Source organism: Nostoc sp. PCC 9305, from assembly GCF_963920915.1.
Lineage (GTDB): Bacteria > Cyanobacteriota > Cyanobacteriia > Cyanobacteriales > Nostocaceae > Nostoc.
In genome coordinates this window covers 25,663-42,302 of record NZ_CAWUDN010000069.1, presented here as the reverse complement: position 1 = coordinate 42,302, position 16,640 = coordinate 25,663, and the positions used below count along the sequence as shown (strand labels likewise).

Below are 16,640 nucleotides of genomic sequence, written 5' to 3'. Positions count from 1 at the left end.
TGAAACGCTGCTGCGGCAACGATAGTTTAGGGGTCGCCCTACGCAAAAATAGCTCAATGCCAGGTCTCATTACTCATACAAAAAGCCCCTTGCGATTACAGCTTGGGGCTTTTTGTTTATCTTGAAAATCGTCAAGTTTTAACTGTGCAGTATTTATATTTACCACATACTGTTGATTGAAAAATTTAGATATTATCCCAAGACTCAACCAGATAAGGCTTTTAACTTCTAAAAATAAATTTAGACATAGCAATTGCGTTACCAGAAACTGTCGAAATGACCCTTGTTGACAGATGAAACTTCATTATTTTTCAGAGAATTAGACTTGTTGTATCAGTACAGCATTAGGGAGAAATTAACTATCACTAAAAATCTGCAAAACTTCATAATTCTTAACGATGCCAGCTTCGTCGTTTAGCTGACAGAAGTCCCATAATCCAATAGGCTGATCTATAAAGTGGTTATTTTGAACCAGGTTTATTTGTACAAAAAGGTAGGCTTTGTTGCCCAACATATTTGGATGACCTGTTGCCTATCCTCTATCATCACTTAGTCGTTAATAACTAGCTATTAATACAAAAAATGGCTCTTAAAATCGTTCAGAACTTTGATGGAAGTTTTACTCTTGAAGCAAAAGCTCAAGAAACTCTATTCAATTTATTGACAAGCGTTGCTTTCTTGAACCAAATTTGCCAACAGTTGGGGTGTGAGCGACTTAAATTTACAGAATTACTTTTCCAGCCAGTTCCTTATAGCTTAACTACCACTAAAGGAATGCCAGCAGAATTTGAAAAATATCATGAATCTGATGAATATGTCATCATCAACGTGCCACCAAACTTCATGTTCAGTGCTAAACTTTTTAAACCCAGTCGCCTTTGTGCAATTTACCAAAAATTGAGTAATGAATAATTTTAAAGATAATTTTTTTCTAATTCGCAATTTTCAATTCTGAAGGCAAATAGTAAGTTTGATATTTGATGTATGGCTTCTGAAACAAATCTTTCTTCTTTGGCAACTCTGGAATATATTCCTTATATAGACGATCGCGGCCAACTACCCGAACAATTTCAGGGTAAAATCGGCGTATATGCTATCTTTGACCAAGAAAAAGCACTTCAATTTGTAGGATACTCCCGTGATGTATATCTCAGCCTCAAGCAGCATTTAGTTCGTCAGCCACAGCAATGCTATTGGGTGAAAGTTCAAACTATTGAACGTCCTAGTCGCACAATTTTAGAAAATACTGAAAATGCTTGGATTGCTGAAAATGGCAGTGTGCCTTGGGGTAATGGGGATCAAAAGGAAAAATGGACTCATCCGATTGATGTCAAAGTTGTAATGACACCTGAAGAACAGGCGAAATATGAAAATCCAGCTAATGATGAATTAGCACAAATAAAAGTTCTTAAAAACGTGGCACGGAGAGTAGAAGCAGAAATTTCGACGCAATTGTTAGAAGTGCGGGGTTTGCAAATGCAGATTCGCTTCAATCCTAAATTGAAAGAAGAAGGATTACTAGATTTGAAATGAGGGTAGTTTTGGGGAAAACTATCTTATGAATATCGTTTTTAATCTCCCATGACAATACAGCTGCTGAACGATCGCTATCAAGTTATCCGTACACTGGGTGCTGGTGGGTTTGGTGAAACCTATCTAGCTGAAGACACCTATATGCCTTCAAAGCGTCGTTGTGTGGTTAAACAGCTAAGACCGATTCACAATAATCCCCAAATTTACCAGTTAGTGCAAGAGAGGTTTCAACGCGAAGCAACTATTTTAGAAGAACTTGGTGGGGCAAATGACCAAATTCCGGCCTTATATGCCTACTTCTCTTCAGGTGGACAATTTTACTTAGTTCAGGAATGGGTTGAAGGCGATACTTTAACTGAAAAAGTCCAGAAGCAGGGACTATTTAGTGAAAGCGCTGTCCAGGAATTGTTTGTGAATTTATTACCTGTCCTGGATTACGTTCACTCTAAGCATATCGTTCACCGCGATATTAAGCCGGATAACATTATTGTCCGTCATCGGGATGGTAAACCAGTGTTGATTGATTTTGGTGCTGTGCGGGAGTCAATGGGAACAGTAGTAAATTCTCAAGGTAATCCTACCAGTTCCATTGTGATTGGTACACCTGGCTATATGCCAAGCGAACAAGCCGCAGGTAGACCTGTTTATTCTAGTGATTTATACAGTTTAGGAATGACGGTAATTTATTTGCTGACTGGTAAACAGGCGCAACAACTAGAAACCGATTCTCAAACGGGTGAAATTGTCTGGCGGCAATATGCCAATCATGTTAGCCCAATTATGGCAAGAGTAATCGATCGGGCGATCGCTTATCATCCACGCGATCGCTATCCCACAGCCAGAGCAATGCTGGATTCTTTGCAGAGCATAGCAAATCCAATTCCACCGACGCAACCCCTCTTGACTCAACCAACTGTTGTCTCTGCACCGCCACCTCAGACAGTGCCTGTCAAACCACAGCCTAGCCCTCAAAGTACTAATAGTCAGAATAATATCCTTATGGGCAGTTTGATTGCAGGTGGGTTAATTGGTGCATCTGTGATTATTAGTCAAGTGTTACCCAAATCTTCTGAACCTACAGCAGATAAAACGGTATTACCTTCAGAAACACCGTCAAATGTTACAAGCCCAGTGATAGAAACTCCCACATTGACACCAACTACCCCATCTGTTCCAACTCAATCACCTTCCTCGTTGACTACATCAATACCGCCAGTTGATCCCACAACTCTCAACAATTATCTCTGGCTTTCTCAAAGACTTGTAACTGATGCAGATTTAGATGGGAAAAGCGGTTTTGAACTCGATATTATGCGAAATTCGATTTTTGCCAGTCATGGCCGCCGTTTTGATAATACTGAATTGCAAAATTACTTTAATAACCAACCTTGGTATCGTCCTACATATTCACCAAAGACATTTCCAGCTAAATTGCTGACAAAATTAGAGCAACAGAATGTAGAATATATCAGCAAATATCAGGTTAATACTGGGTTAAGATATATTAAATAATAAGCTTTTCATAATTGGGGAGTGAAGACAGGGGAGAATAAATAACCAATACTTTTCTACAAGAGGTTGTGCTAACGGCAAAATCTCATAGTGAGTAGTTGGAGAAAGCTTATTATAAAACCTGTAGAATTACTCAGTACAAGTGCCCCTTGCTCTTGTGTAAGTCCTTGTATTAGTTTTGACTTATCAAATGATTTATTGCTACTTATTAGATAATATCTAGGTTATCTTATGTAGTGTATCAGACAAATGTATGGATATTGAATACTCTAAAATCGAAAGATATTAGGGGCTAATCCTAGCGAAATGTATGCAGGGTCAGAACAAAACTGTGTTTTTATGCCATAAACTACATCTCTAGATACTAGGCAGTTCCAGAACCAGGTATTTATATTGAACATATAAGATTGTTATCTTACAGATTAGAAATCGATAAGTTAAAGAAATGCCATTTTTATATTTTCTTTGTTATTTTGTATTTAACGGGACAGTTCTTCATCATTTGGTGGGCTTAAATAACAATTAGTTAAACCATTTCCCTTCCCAAAGATGCATGTAAATTGTTTGCATTATGCTTACTTTGCTTCTGAATCTACAAGCACAATGCAAATTGACTAAAAATATTACATGTGAACATTTTCAATCGGTAAATAGTTCATCTACACAAGGAAATCCTTGCCTAAAACTATGCTTAAAACACAGAGTTATCGTATTTTTTTGCCTGCTTTTATTAAACCTTTAGAAGAAAAGAATCAAATAGGTAGTAAAAAGCAATTTGCTCAACCCAAATTAGATTTATTGCAACCATTACGTCAATGGCTCGATAAAATCGAGATTCAGAATCGGAAATTAGCCAAATTTATTGCTAAACTAATTCCTGCTCAATGTCCATTCGAGCGTGATATCATGCTTTTTGGCCGCAAAATAGCTCATATTCCGCCAATGTGCAAGCTGAATCCGCTTTATAACGAACTTGTCTACTTGCGTTTTCGCGCTTTGTGTTATCTAGTAGATCAGTGTGGAGAGGATATTCAATCCTACTGCTGAATATAACTAGAAAAAACCAATATGGAAATTAAAATTGAGCAGCAACCAAGACAAGAATATCTCAATGAATTAGGTGTATTTAAATGGGAAATTTGGAAAAAGGAAGTTTCAAAATTCCCTTGGACTTATGATTCTCAAGAAACTTGCTATTTTTTGGAAGGTAACGTACTTGTTACTCCTGATGGCGGAGAAGCAGTGCAAATGGGTAAGGGCGATTTAGTGATTTTTCCGGCTGGTATGTCCTGTACATGGGAAATTATAAGGGACGTAAAGAAGCATTATTACTTTGAGTAATCAGAAATAAAATCAAAATTGATCAACTTTTTTCTTGATTATCCAGAAAAGCAACATTTCATAAATCAATTTTGATTTCTATTATCGGAAGGTTCCCGGCGAGTATCGTAGGATAAAATGGCAGAATCGGCCAATTGTTTATATCTATCTCTGTCAAAACTCGTTGTGACTCCATTCTCTAAACAATATTTGTAGGAATAGATATTCTCATTCTCCCCAAATTTGGCATCATTCTCTCCAAATTTGGCATTAAACAAAGATCCCCGACAACTTTTGCGAAGTCGGGGATCTTGTGCGATCGCCAGCACAGAAAATTCAGAGAGTTCATAATCGTGTTAGTGGGAGTTTAGTTACGGAAGATGCTATTTAGTAGCAAAAGCTTTCATCTCACCGCAATTTTATTGAGGAAAATAACTAACAATGTTACTGCATTTAAGTACTTGGCAAGAAGTCGAAGCTTATTTACAGCAGTCAAAGGGGATTATTTTCCCTATTGGTTCCACAGAACAACATGGGCCAACGGGGTTAATTGGTACTGATGCTATTTGTGCAGAAGCGATCGCAGCCGGTGTAGGTGATGCAACTCAAGCGATCGTTGGCCCTACAATCAATGTGGGGATGGCATTACACCATACTGCTTTTCCTGGCTCAATAAGTCTGCGTCCCAGCACTTTAATTCAAGTAGTGCGAGATTATGTAACTTGTTTAGCCAAAGCTGGTTTTAGCAAGTTCTACTTTATTAACGGACATGGTGGTAATATTGCCACCCTCAAAGCTGCTTTTTCAGAAACCTACGCTCATTTAGAAGATTTGCAGATTCCCACTCAACAGGTGCAATGTCAAGTGGCAAACTGGTTTATGTGCGGTTCTGTATATAAGCTAGCTAAAGAATTATATGGGGATCAAGAAGGTTCTCATGCAACGCCAAGTGAAGTAGCTCTCACGCAGTACGTTTATCCAAATGCGATTAAGCAAGCATATCTTTCACCAGAAGTTGCAAGCGGACATCGAATTTATAGCGCTACTGACTTTCGAGTACGTTATCCAGATGGACGCATGGGATCAAATCCAGCTTTAGCAACGCCTGAACATGGTAAGCAATTTTATGATTTAGCAGTGAAAGAACTTAGCAATGGATATTTGGAATTTGTAAACGCAGAATAAAACTCATGAAAAGACATTGTAGAGATGCGGGTAAAATCGTGTCTCTGCATAAGATATCTTGAGAATGGTTATTTAGATATCTGGTGAAATTAAAGATAAGCGTGAGGTTCTCCTTCCGGTGACATTTCGACAATTTCTCCTTTGAGTAGTTCGACTTTGCGATCGCTCAAAATGCCAGCGTCAATTATGCGGTGATATTCGTCAATCGTCCACTTAGCAACTATCACACTCATGACGATTGATTAATTCCACTCATGATTAAAGGTTTAGTTTTTTGTATTTCCAGGATTTACGCTGAAAACAGCTAAATTCCACAACTACGATAAAAACAAAAATTTATATAAGTTGGTCTGAGGTAATAAACCCAACGATACCAATGGGATTTGTTAAGTTTCTTTATTACTCAGCCCAACCTACCACTAATTTAGTTATTTTCACGCAATACTTTAAGTTCATTTGCCTGTAACATAACCAAAAGGTAAGTCGGAATCATTAGCAATGACTCTTTAGACAAACCACTTCAATCACTTGCGGGAATAGGTATTGATTTCCGTTGTTGATCCTGCGACGGTGTATTTCACGGTCAGCTTTACGAGGATTTTATTCTTCTAAATTGCCTCCTGATCCTTATCCGAATAGGCGAGAATACACCTGCAAGTGATATTTTTTATTTCCAATCGTAGAAATTAGCATGATATCTGTGTCAAGGCTAAATCTAAATATGACTGTTACGTTACATCGCTCAAATGTAGCTGATTAAGCATAACTCAGAGGACAAAGTGAAAAAAAACTCTCAGTTACTTCTCACAGATAGCCCTGAATCTTTACGAGAGAAATTTTACTCTCTCAAACAACCGATGGATATAGCTGACCTTTTAGAGGTTTCCTATCCTCGGCTTGTTTATCATATATATCTTGTTGAAACTGACAAACGTTATAAAACTTTTGAAATTCCTAAAAAGTCTGGTGGTGTTCGTCAGATATCAACTCCGATAACTGCACTTAAAATCATTCAAACAAAACTTAATCAAGTATTACAAACAGTGTATGAGATAAAACCCTCAGTGCATGGTTTTGTGATAGGTAAAAATATTGTAACTAATGCTCAAGCTCATACTAAAAAACGCTATGTTCTAAATCTTGATTTAACTGATTTTTTTCCGTCTATTAATTTTGGTCGAGTCCGGGGTATGTTTATGGCTACACCTTATGGTTTACATCCAGATGTAGCGACAGTTTTAGCACAGATTTGTTGTCATAACAATCAGTTACCTCAAGGTGCGCCAAGTTCACCCATCGTGACTAATATGATTTGTGCCAAGATGGATAGTCAATTGCAACGTTTAGCTAAAGAATACAAAGCAACTTATACAAGGTATGCAGATGATATTACTTTCTCAACAACTTTACCTAAGTTTCCTGAAGAATTAGCATATATAGTAGCTGAAGAAGATGTCGATACAGTTTTTATTGGTAATAGATTACTATCCATTATTAATCACAACGGATTTGGGGTAAATAATCATAAAAATCGACTGCAAATTAAAGGTAATCATCAAGAAGTAACGGGATTAACAACTAATCTGTTTCCTAACGTTGATCGAAAATATGTGCGTCAGGTTCGTGCTATGCTTCATGCTTGGGCTAAATTTGGGCTTGAAGCTGTGGAAAAAGATTACCAAGAAAAGTATGAATATCAAAGCAGATTACTCGCCAAGGAGAAACAAAATTTTAAACAAGTACTTCGGGGAAAAATAGAGTTTATTGGTATGGTTAAGGGAAAAAATGATTCTATTTATCAAAAATATTTAGAGCTTTATAATAGAATTAGTAAACTTCAGCAAATTCTTTAAATGCACAATGCTGGATATTATATGGATGAAGAATTAAAACAAGAAATTCAAGACCTAAAAAGTACTATTTATCTATTATCTAATGAAATAAATTCTCAATTTATTAGATTAAATGATAGTTTTTCTATTAATATAAATCAACTCTCAGAGCAAATTTATAAGTTATCTGAAACACAAGCATTAACCAATAAATCAATTGATAACATCACAGTCAACACTTATAAAGAAAATTTCCAAGAAATTCAAAAACAGTCAAAAATACCAGATGAATATTATATTGATTATTCATATATAACGGATACAAATTATTCATCTTGGGTTGATAACTTAAAAAGATATAGTAAAGATATGGCTGAATGCCGAGATAAAAAACAGATTACAAATTTTTGTCAGTCTGCTCGTAATACTTTAGAATCTGCAATCGAAGTTCTTTTTGATGAAGAATATAAATATATTAATGAAAATAATAAAGTATTTTTAGAAGCTTATAATAGAGTTAAATCATCTTATGATAAGCGAGACAATACTAATTGGGCTTTACCGCAAATATGTCTAATTGTGGCAAATTCTGCTATAAAATCGGAAAATTTAAAAAAAATTGATGGTAAATATGTTAGTAGAGAATATATAAAGAAGATCCGAAAAGAAAGTCTTCCTGCATCAGTCCAGATATTTTTTGAAATTATCAAACCTAACTATATGAAAATGCAGCATCTAAAAGAAACTTTTTTCATAATAAAGAATATGAATAAATTAAGAAATCTAAAGACTCATGGCAGTAAATCTGATTTAAATTCACAACTAAATGAATTGGGGCCTTATGCAAAGCAATTATACTATTCAAGCGAAAATTTTGAGACTATCCAAAAAGCAATATCTTGGTTTGTACAAGAGATATACAAAAGAGTTCGTAAAATATCTAACAATTAATATAAATAATTTTTCGCCTCAGAGAGTCAAAAAAACGGTAGAGCAATAAATACTCTACCGTTTTCTAGTTTTCTATTTGAGACTTAAATCCCAAACCCTAAATCTTACTCAACACCTTGGGGTAACAATTCCCGACGCTGTTGAGAACTAACTTGGACAACGCCATTTTCATCCACATCAACTAAGGCTGTATCGCCATCTTTGATACGACCAGACAGAATTTCTTCTGCTAGGCTATCTTCTAACAGGCGCATAATTGCCCGACGTAATGGCCTTGCGCCGTAGCTGGGACTGTAACCTTCTTGAATCAAACGATCCTTGAAGCGGTCTGTGACTTCTAGGGTGATACCTTTTTCCGTCAGACGACCAAATACTTCCTTGAGCATAATTTCGGCGATTTGGGTCACTTCTGGCTTGTTCAACTGACGGAAGACGATAATTTCATCCAGTCGGTTGAGGAACTCTGGACGGAAGTACTGCTTGAGTTCTTCGTTGACCAAAGAGCGAATCCGGTTGTAAGTTGACTCGCTGGCATCTTCGGAGAATTCAAAGCCGATACCGCTACCGCCTTTTTCAATTACCTTAGAACCAATATTGGAAGTTAAAATCAGCAAGGTGTTCTTGAAGTCTACTGTGCGACCTTTTGCATCAGTTAACCGACCGTCTTCCAAAATTTGCAACAGCATGTTGAAGACATCGGGGTGCGCTTTTTCGATTTCGTCGAACAACACCACGGTGTAAGGACGCCGCCGCACGGCTTCGGTTAGCTGACCACCTTCGTTATAGCCAACATAACCTGGAGGGGAACCAATCAGCTTGCTGACGGTGTGACGCTCCATGTATTCGGACATATCTAGGCGGATCATCGCTTCTTCGGAACCGAAGAAGTAAGCAGCTAATGACTTCGCCAACTCGGTTTTACCTACACCAGTAGGCCCAGAGAAGACAAAGCTAGCTATGGGTCGATTGGGATTTTTCAAACCGACACGAGCGCGACGAATTGCCCGTGAAACTGCTCTCACAGCTTCATCCTGACCAATTAAACGCTGGTGTAAGGTGTCTTCCATGTGCAACAGCTTTTCAGATTCAGATTCGGTGAGTTTGTTCACCGGTACTCCAGTCCAAGAAGCGACAATGTGAGCAATGTCTTCTTCTGTAACTACAGGTTCTTCACCTTCTGTACCTGTTGCATTGGTCTTGCTTTGAGCGATCGCCCGGATTTCGGCTTTGATTTCCATTTCGCGATCGCGCAATTCCCCAGCTTTGTCAAAGTCTTGGGAGCGCACCGCGTCGTCTTTTTCTTTTAATATCTGACGCAGTTCTTTGTCTAACTCTTTGGCTGCGGGTGGCAATTGGGAGTTAATCAAGCGCACTCTAGAACCAGCTTCATCAACCAAGTCGATGGCTTTATCTGGGAGGTAGCGATCGCTAATGTAACGATCTGACAATTTCGCCGCCGCTACCAATGCTTCATCGGAGATTTTCAGTTTGTGGTGTTGCTCGTAGCGTTCGCGCAAACCATATAAAATTTCAATTGTTTCATCAACTGTAGGTTCGCCAACCATTACTGGTTGGAAACGCCGCTCTAGTGCTGCATCTCGCTCGATGTGCTTCCGGTATTCATCCAAGGTTGTAGCACCGATGCACTGCAACTCACCCCTAGCCAAAGCTGGCTTAAGGATATTTGCTGCGTCAATTGCACCTTCGGCTGCACCCGCACCAATTAAGGTGTGTACCTCATCAATCACGAGAATGACATTACCCGCAGAGCGGATTTCATCCATGATTTTTTTCAAGCGTTCTTCAAATTCACCCCGGTACTTGGTTCCTGCTACGAGCAAACCAATATCCAACGTGACGACGCGTTTATCTTCGAGAATGTCAGGGACATCTTTAGTGGCAATGCGTGAAGCTAAACCTTCAGCGATCGCTGTTTTACCAACCCCTGGTTCCCCAATCAGCACTGGGTTATTTTTGGTTCGGCGACCCAATATCTGAATCACTCGCTCAATTTCCTTGGCGCGTCCCACCACTGGATCGAGCTTATTGTCAATCGCCATCTGGGTCAGGTTTGAACCAAATTCATCCAGAGTCGGGGTTTTTGTCCGCCCAGATGAACCGCCTGGTGAAACTTCGGCAGTTTCTCCCAACATCCGAATGACTTGGGTTCTTACCTTAGATAGATCCACACCGAGGTTTTCTAGCACCCTGGCTGCGACGCCTTCCCCTTCGCGGATTAGGCCCAACAGCAGATGCTCGGTGCCAATGTAGTTATGCCCCAGTTGGCGTGCTTCTTCCAAGGAAAGTTCTAAAACTCGCTTCGCCCGTGGCGTAAACGGAATTTCCACGGCAACAAAGCCCGATCCCCGTCCTATAATTTTTTCAACTTCAATTCGGGCATCTTTGAGATTGACGCCCATTGATTTCAGCACCTTAGCAGCCACTCCAGTGCCTTCGCCAATCAGACCCAGGAGGATCTGCTCGGTTCCGACAAAGTTGTGACCTAAACGGCGGGCCTCTTCTTGGGCCAGCATGATTACCTTAATGGCTTTTTCTGTGAAGCGCTCAAACATGGCTTTATCCCATCATCTGCGGTCGTGCCGGTATGCTGATTTTAGCACAGGCAAAGCTTTTGGATGCCTGTATAACAGATTATAGACATCCTGAACCTATGACTTGAGTTGATGGGCTAATTGTTAACTATTGACTACTTTTATCTTGCTAGTGTACTGAGGAGCTTTAGTTCACCAGCGTTTTTGGGATTTATTATAAATAGTTGACTGTTTAAATTAGGGTTTCTTGACTCAATCCCAAACATTTATATTTAACATATATATTTATTGATATCAAGCAAAAATAGTTTTTATATGCTTTTCTTATTTAAAAAGCATTTTAGATAAAATATTTAAATAAATAATAGTGCGGCAAAGTTGCATTTTTTTGCTGAAGCCGATCGCAAGCCCTAATAGATCAAAATTAATAATGCCTAACTACTTAAAAAGCAAGTGCCAAGAGGATTTGTCCAGGCGATCGCTGACAATGGAATACCATTGGTCTAAAGTTGCTTGAAATTTGGGGTGTTGTAAATCTGGGAGCCAAAGGATTAAAGCGTCCTCATCGTTATCTTGGTAGTAACGCCGCCGCCGCCCTGCTATTTTGAAGCCAAATTTTTGATATAAAGATATAGCCCCCAAGTTGGAAGCTCGTACTTCGAGGGTAGCTCGCTCCATTTTGCGATCGCAAGCTGTCTTAATGAGTGAATATAATAAAGCCGCACCCATTCCTTGACGGTGATATTCGGGATGAACCGCCAAAATGGTAATATGGGCTTCCTCTAAAATTGACCAAAAGCAACCCATCCCCAGTAGTCTCGAATTATAGACAGGAGAGAATAAACCCAGGAAATCGCTGTTGGGACTGTCCAACTCTCGTTGGTAGCCCTCCATTGTCCATAGACCACCAAAACAGGCTCGATCCAGTTCCAACAACGCACTCAGATGTTCTGGGGTGAGTAATTTAATTTCTAAGTCTAATGAAATCACATTTATTGAATAACGTTACAAACCCTTTGTAAACTGGGAATCGGGAGACGAACTCAAAGCCCGTAATTTGAACAAGGAAAACTTTTATAGTTATGGTATCGACTCACCCCACTGGGGTTCAACATTCTGGAAGTCAATATTTACCTCAAAGACACGACACCAGCGCAAATCCATCACCTAATCAAGAACTTTTACCTTTGACTGCCAGAGTTCATCATCATGACCTCTTGGAAATTGGTGGGTGTGATGTCACGACCCTAGTTGAGCAGTTTGGTTCACCTTTATATATTTTAGATGAAGAAACCCTACGTTCGGCTTGTCAGCAATACCGAGATGCTTTCAAGCAATACTACAAGGGTGAATCTCAAGTATTGTACGCCTCGAAAGCTTGGAATTGTTTAGCAGTTTGTGCGATCGCGGCTTCTGAAGGTCTAGGAATCGATGTAGTTTCTGGCGGCGAACTTTACACCGCCTTACAAGCGGGTGTTAGTCCCCAGAAAATCTATCTCCACGGAAATAATAAATCTCGTGAAGAATTAATTTTAGCGATCGAGTCTGGTGTCACTATTGTGGCGGATAGCTGGTATGAATTACATACCCTTGTCGAAATCGCCCAACCCTCTCTTCCAATTCGTATCATGCTACGGCTAACTCCCGGTATCGAGTGTCATACCCACGAATATATTCGCACGGGACACTTAGATAGTAAATTTGGCTTTGATCCCAACGATTTAGATGAAGTTTTTACCTTTGTCAGTCAACAATCTGCGCTAAATTGCATAGGAGTACACGCTCATATTGGTTCCCAAATTTTTGAGCGCCAACCGCATCAAGATTTAGCCGCCGTTATGGTGCAATGGCTGCGGGATGCTGCTAAGTTTGGTTTAAATATTACAGAGTTAAATGTTGGTGGCGGTTTAGGGATTAAATATATAGAATCAGACGATCCCCCCAGCATTGAAGAGTGGGTGAAGGCGATTTGTGAAGTAATTCAAGAAGCTTGTGCCGCTGAAAATCTGCCTTTGCCGAAATTACTCAGCGAACCAGGGCGATCGCTAATTGCTACAGCTTGCGTTACTGCTTATACTGTTGGTTCATCCAAAGTTATTCCAGAAATTCGTACCTACGTAGCAATTGATGGCGGAATGTCTGACAATCCCCGCCCCATTACTTACCAATCCGTTTATCGGGCAGTCATTGCCAATAAAATGTCTTCTCCCCTAACCCAAACAGTCACAATTGCTGGTAAACATTGTGAATCAGGAGATATTCTGATTAAAAATGCTCTACTCCCAAAGACTGAACCAGGGGATATTCTCGTAGTTATGGGAACTGGTGCGTACAATTACAGTATGGCATCTAACTACAACCGCTTGCCTCGACCGGCAGCAGTCGTAGTGGCGAATGGCGAAGCAAATTTAATTTTGCAACGTGAAACTTATGAAGATTTAATTCGACAAGATCGCCTACCAGAAAGACTGAAAAATCAAGAGTTAGGAGTTAATAGTTAGAAGTTAGGAGTTGTGAATTTTAAGTTATGAGTTGTCAATTAAAGTTTTTTTCATAACTCATAACTCCTAACTCATAACTCCTAACTCATAACTCCTAACTCATAACTCTCAACCGTAAATTAGAGGCAAAAGTTTAATCCAGATGTCATGAGAGATTGGTGGAAGCAATGGCTGACAAACCTGGGGTGGTCACAGTCCTTGCTACTTGGGACTCTGGATATTGTGTTGGTGCTGGCGCTGACGTACATGATACTCGTTATTATTAGTGAGCGCCGGACACTATGGATGGTGCGGGGATTCATTATCTTAATGCTAGCCTCAGCACTAAGTGGCAGATTCGGACTACCTCTGCTAAGTTTTGTACTAGAAAAGTTGGTGATTGGTTGTGCTGTGGCGATGGCTGTTGCTCTACAGTCAGAATTTCGGCGGTTTTTGGAGCAATTGGGACGTGGCGAATTCCGCCAGATGTTTCAACCCGACCGTCTGGCAATCCCCAAATCTGATAGTGTAATTGATGAAATTGTTGAGGCTGTTAAAGAATTGTCAAAAAACCGCATTGGAGCTTTACTAATTGTGGAAACCACAGGGCCAATTGATGAGCGAGATTTTTCTGTGCCAGGAGTAAAGCTAAATGCGGAAGTTTCTAAAGAACTAATCCAGACAATTTTTCAGCCAAAAACTTTGTTACACGATGGAGCAACATTGATTCGTGGCTCACGGATTATATCATCGGGTATAATTTTACCACTTTCGGGACGCACAGCCTCGCGCCAGTTGGGAACACGCCACCGGGCAGCAATGGGAATTACTGAGCGGGTCGAAAATTGCATTTGTGTCGTTGTCTCTGAAGAAACGGGTTCTATTTCCTTAGCGGAACGGGGAACCCTAAATAGACCGCTGACGATTCGGAAACTGAAAGAGTCATTAGATGCCCTTTTGTCTCCAAACGTGGATAGGGAAGCTGTTGCTCCTGGTCTGTTGAGTTTTGTTCGTCGGATAAGTGGCAAGACACTAGCACTGGTTTCACGTTTACTCAGATTACCATCGACCGCTTCTCGAGATAAAAAATGACAGCACAACAAACTAAACTGCAAGATTTACCTACTGATTTAAAACGAGAATTATTGCCGCAGCACGTTGCGGTGATTATGGATGGTAATGGTCGATGGGCTAAACGTCAGGGTCTACCCCGAATTATGGGTCATAAACGAGGAGTAGATGCTCTTAAGGATTTACTTCGCTGTTGTCAAGATTGGGGAATTCAGGCGTTGACAGCTTATGCTTTTTCAACGGAGAACTGGAAAAGACCGCAAGAAGAAGTAGATTTTTTGATGACTCTATTTCAAAGAGTTTTGCGCCAAGAACTGCGCGAAATGGTCGAAGAAAATGTTCAAATTAAGTTTGTGGGAAATTTGCAAGACCTGCCGCGATCGCTTCAACAAGAAATTTCCCGTTCAATGGAAGAAACTAAGAATAATCGTGGTATCCGATTTTCAGTAGCAACTAATTATGGTGGACGGCAAGAGATTTTACAAGCTTGTCAGGCGATCGCAAAGCAAGTCCAGCAAGGTATCTTACAACCCAATGAAATTAATGAACAGGTGTTTGAGAGCCACTTGTACACAGCCGGAATTACTGACCCAGATTTGTTAATTCGCACCAGTGGAGAAATGCGCCTCTCAAATTTTCTTCTCTGGCAAATGGCTTATGGAGAAATTTATATTACCGATGCTCTCTGGCCCGATTTTGACCGTGCCGAATTTCACCGCGCCTTGTGTGCCTACCAACAACGGGAGCGGCGATTTGGGAAAGTCTAAATCTGTTTACGCAATTATGACTATATAACAATACATAATTAGTATAAAAAAGCAATTAAATAAGCTCAACTATTTTTCGGTCGTCGCAGTTTCTTGGAATTCATTGGGCCGAGAATTTGATTCAGGCTACGCAATTGCTCTGCTGTACCCATACCAATTAGCCGGTCTCCTGGCATTAAAATCGTATCGCCAGTGGGGCCACCGATTAAAGTTCCATCAACACGGCGAATTGCGAGAACCAATGCCCCAGATTGCGATCGCAATCTCGCCTTTTGCAAACTTTGACCCACAAAAGGACAGAAAGCCGGGTCGAGTAAAAATTCTTCCATATACAACTGGCGGTCTGCACCTGTCAAAATCCCGTCTACAAAGTCCAACACCTGGGGTCTGAGTGCCGCAGCAGCCATGCGCTTTCCACCAGTAATATAGGGGGATATCACTTCATCCGCCCCGCCCCGTCGTAACTTCTGCAAAGCTTCTTCGGTACTTGCACGCGCGATCACCCGAATCCCCGAATTCAGTGTTTTAGCTGATAATACAATGTATAAATTTTCAGCATCAGAAGGAAGAGCTGCAACGATACAAACCGCCCGTTCAATACCAACTTTTAAAAGTGTGTCATCTAATGTAGCGTCGCCTTGGTATGCTGTGTAACCTTCAGTCTGCGCTCTTTGTACTGATTCAATCTCTGAATCAATCACCACAAAAGGTGCCTCTTCTGCCCGAAATTCCTTGGCAATTTGGCGACCAGTCCGACTAAATCCACAGATAATGTAATGTTCTGATAGGGATTCCATTAACCGCCTCTGTTGCTGTAGCCGAATTCCTTGTTGAAAGTAGCCTTGAATAATCGCTTCTGTAAATCTGTTGACAATGTAACCGATATTGACTACACCCAACAAAATTAGGGCAATTGTAAATAATCGTCCTCGGCTACCGAGTGGGTGCGTCTCTCCATATCCCACGGTAGCTAAAGTGATGACTGTCATATAAGCTGCATCTTCCCATGACCAGCCCTCCACTAACCAGTACCACAAAGTGCCAATGAAGAAAACACCGCCAAGAGCGATCGCCCCAGCCATCAACTCTTTTTGGATACGTTGATATTTTTGCTCAAGTGTTGAGAATGAGGTAAAAATAGTACTTTTAACCTAATTTTTCTAGTTTTCTGCTAACTTTTTAATATTCGTCCTTTTTAGTATATTTAAACTAAGTAAGTAGGCAAGAATAAATCAAACTAAGTTACGCCATGTAAAATTAATTAATTTGTCTGTTAGTATAGCTTTGCATTAATTCGTAGCGGTTTTAAACGCAAAGTAACGCTGAGGGAAACGCAGAGGGATTCGCTATGAAGTTACGAAATTATGTACTTAGCAAGGGCTGAAGCCGCTTACTACAAACCTTTAATTATTCATGCCCACTTACTTAGAAGTTATC

The 16,640-nt window shown here is 40.1% G+C and carries 14 protein-coding genes and 1 pseudogene; 11 read left to right on the top strand and 4 right to left on the bottom strand.

Features of this window, described 5'->3' with window-relative positions; translation table 11 throughout:
- Positions 1–582: 582 nt before the first annotated feature.
- From ACM0OX_RS23325 to ACM0OX_RS23300, 6 genes are all read left to right on the top strand, one after another.
- Positions 583–912, top strand: a complete 330-nt coding sequence (locus ACM0OX_RS23325; protein WP_414517364.1) for a hypothetical protein — start codon at positions 583–585, stop codon at positions 910–912.
- A 72-nt stretch (positions 913–984) separates the two neighbouring features.
- A complete protein-coding gene (locus ACM0OX_RS23320) occupies positions 985–1,533 on the top strand; it encodes a GIY-YIG nuclease family protein (protein WP_414517363.1) in 549 nt (182 codons plus the stop codon).
- 48 nt (positions 1,534–1,581) lie between these two features.
- A complete protein-coding gene (locus ACM0OX_RS23315) occupies positions 1,582–3,045 on the top strand; it encodes a protein kinase domain-containing protein (RefSeq protein WP_414517362.1) in 1,464 nt (487 codons plus the stop codon).
- A gap of 687 nt (positions 3,046–3,732) precedes the next feature.
- A complete protein-coding gene (locus ACM0OX_RS23310) occupies positions 3,733–4,092 on the top strand; it encodes a Mo-dependent nitrogenase C-terminal domain-containing protein (protein ID WP_414517361.1) in 360 nt (119 codons plus the stop codon).
- Positions 4,093–4,113: 21 nt separating this feature from the next.
- Positions 4,114–4,386: a cupin domain-containing protein gene (locus tag ACM0OX_RS23305; RefSeq protein ID WP_414517360.1), complete on the top strand. Its 273-nt coding sequence runs from the start codon at positions 4,114–4,116 to the stop codon at positions 4,384–4,386.
- A gap of 420 nt (positions 4,387–4,806) precedes the next feature.
- The gene (locus tag ACM0OX_RS23300; RefSeq protein ID WP_414517359.1) at positions 4,807–5,550 is read left to right on the top strand and encodes a creatininase family protein; all 744 of its coding nucleotides are present in this window, start codon (positions 4,807–4,809) and stop codon (positions 5,548–5,550) included.
- A gap of 95 nt (positions 5,551–5,645) precedes the next feature.
- Here the strand turns inward: ACM0OX_RS23300 and ACM0OX_RS23295 are convergent.
- A pseudogene (locus ACM0OX_RS23295) lies at positions 5,646–5,783 on the bottom strand (Uma2 family endonuclease); the annotation flags it as partial.
- Between the two features lie 546 nt (positions 5,784–6,329).
- On the opposite strand from ACM0OX_RS23295, the gene ACM0OX_RS23290 reads away from it, so the two are divergent.
- A complete protein-coding gene (locus ACM0OX_RS23290; RefSeq protein ID WP_414517358.1) occupies positions 6,330–7,403 on the top strand; it encodes a reverse transcriptase domain-containing protein in 1,074 nt (357 codons plus the stop codon).
- 21 nt (positions 7,404–7,424) lie between these two features.
- Positions 7,425–8,333, top strand: coding sequence for a hypothetical protein (locus ACM0OX_RS23285; protein WP_414517357.1), 909 nt, complete (start codon positions 7,425–7,427; stop codon positions 8,331–8,333).
- Positions 8,334–8,437: 104 nt separating this feature from the next.
- Here ACM0OX_RS23285 and ACM0OX_RS23280 read toward each other — a convergent pair whose 3' ends face one another.
- Positions 8,438–10,906, bottom strand: coding sequence for an ATP-dependent Clp protease ATP-binding subunit (locus ACM0OX_RS23280; protein WP_414517355.1), 2,469 nt, complete (start codon positions 10,904–10,906; stop codon positions 8,438–8,440).
- Positions 10,907–11,323: 417 nt separating this feature from the next.
- Positions 11,324–11,875 carry a ribosomal protein S18-alanine N-acetyltransferase gene (gene rimI / locus ACM0OX_RS23275; protein ID WP_414517354.1) on the bottom strand — a complete coding sequence of 184 codons (552 nt, stop codon included), beginning with the start codon at positions 11,873–11,875 and terminating at the stop codon, positions 11,324–11,326.
- A 92-nt stretch (positions 11,876–11,967) separates the two neighbouring features.
- Here rimI and lysA point away from each other — a divergent pair, with 92 nt between their 5' ends.
- The 3 genes from lysA (at position 11,968) to ACM0OX_RS23260 (ending at position 15,203) form a co-directional block, all read left to right on the top strand.
- Positions 11,968–13,386 carry a diaminopimelate decarboxylase gene (gene lysA, locus ACM0OX_RS23270; protein WP_414517353.1) on the top strand — a complete coding sequence of 473 codons (1,419 nt, stop codon included), beginning with the start codon at positions 11,968–11,970 and terminating at the stop codon, positions 13,384–13,386.
- A 147-nt stretch (positions 13,387–13,533) separates the two neighbouring features.
- Positions 13,534–14,457, top strand: a complete 924-nt coding sequence (cdaA, locus tag ACM0OX_RS23265) for a diadenylate cyclase CdaA (protein WP_414517351.1) — start codon at positions 13,534–13,536, stop codon at positions 14,455–14,457.
- Positions 14,454–15,203 (top strand): isoprenyl transferase, encoded by a 750-nt coding sequence (locus ACM0OX_RS23260; RefSeq protein ID WP_335231394.1) that lies wholly within the window; start codon positions 14,454–14,456, stop codon positions 15,201–15,203. Before cdaA ends, ACM0OX_RS23260 begins: the two co-directional genes overlap by 4 nt.
- A 65-nt stretch (positions 15,204–15,268) precedes the next feature.
- Here ACM0OX_RS23260 and ACM0OX_RS23255 read toward each other — a convergent pair whose 3' ends face one another.
- Complete coding sequence (locus tag ACM0OX_RS23255) at positions 15,269–16,285, bottom strand: potassium channel family protein (RefSeq protein ID WP_334841874.1); 1,017 nt, start codon at positions 16,283–16,285, stop codon at positions 15,269–15,271.
- Between the last annotated feature and the right edge of the window lie 355 nt (positions 16,286–16,640).

What these genes read in the sequence shown, in the direction of transcription:
- ACM0OX_RS23320 (WP_414517363.1), top strand. Translation starts at nt 985, where the DNA reads ATGGCTTCTGAAACAAATCTTTCTTCTTTGGCAACTCTGGAATATATT.
- ACM0OX_RS23285 (WP_414517357.1), top strand. Translation starts at nt 7,425, where the DNA reads ATGGATGAAGAATTAAAACAAGAAATTCAAGACCTAAAAAGTACTATT.
- ACM0OX_RS23310 (WP_414517361.1), top strand. Translation starts at nt 3,733, where the DNA reads ATGCTTAAAACACAGAGTTATCGTATTTTTTTGCCTGCTTTTATTAAA.
- ACM0OX_RS23300 (WP_414517359.1), top strand. Translation starts at nt 4,807, where the DNA reads ATGTTACTGCATTTAAGTACTTGGCAAGAAGTCGAAGCTTATTTACAG.
- lysA (WP_414517353.1), top strand. Translation starts at nt 11,968, where the DNA reads ATGGTATCGACTCACCCCACTGGGGTTCAACATTCTGGAAGTCAATAT.
- ACM0OX_RS23325 (WP_414517364.1), top strand. Translation starts at nt 583, where the DNA reads ATGGCTCTTAAAATCGTTCAGAACTTTGATGGAAGTTTTACTCTTGAA.
- ACM0OX_RS23305 (WP_414517360.1), top strand. Translation starts at nt 4,114, where the DNA reads ATGGAAATTAAAATTGAGCAGCAACCAAGACAAGAATATCTCAATGAA.
- ACM0OX_RS23315 (WP_414517362.1), top strand. Translation starts at nt 1,582, where the DNA reads ATGACAATACAGCTGCTGAACGATCGCTATCAAGTTATCCGTACACTG.
- ACM0OX_RS23255 (WP_334841874.1), bottom strand. Translation starts at nt 16,285, where the DNA reads ATGGCTGGGGCGATCGCTCTTGGCGGTGTTTTCTTCATTGGCACTTTG.
- cdaA (WP_414517351.1), top strand. Translation starts at nt 13,534, where the DNA reads ATGAGAGATTGGTGGAAGCAATGGCTGACAAACCTGGGGTGGTCACAG.
- ACM0OX_RS23280 (WP_414517355.1), bottom strand. Translation starts at nt 10,906, where the DNA reads ATGTTTGAGCGCTTCACAGAAAAAGCCATTAAGGTAATCATGCTGGCC.
- ACM0OX_RS23260 (WP_335231394.1), top strand. Translation starts at nt 14,454, where the DNA reads ATGACAGCACAACAAACTAAACTGCAAGATTTACCTACTGATTTAAAA.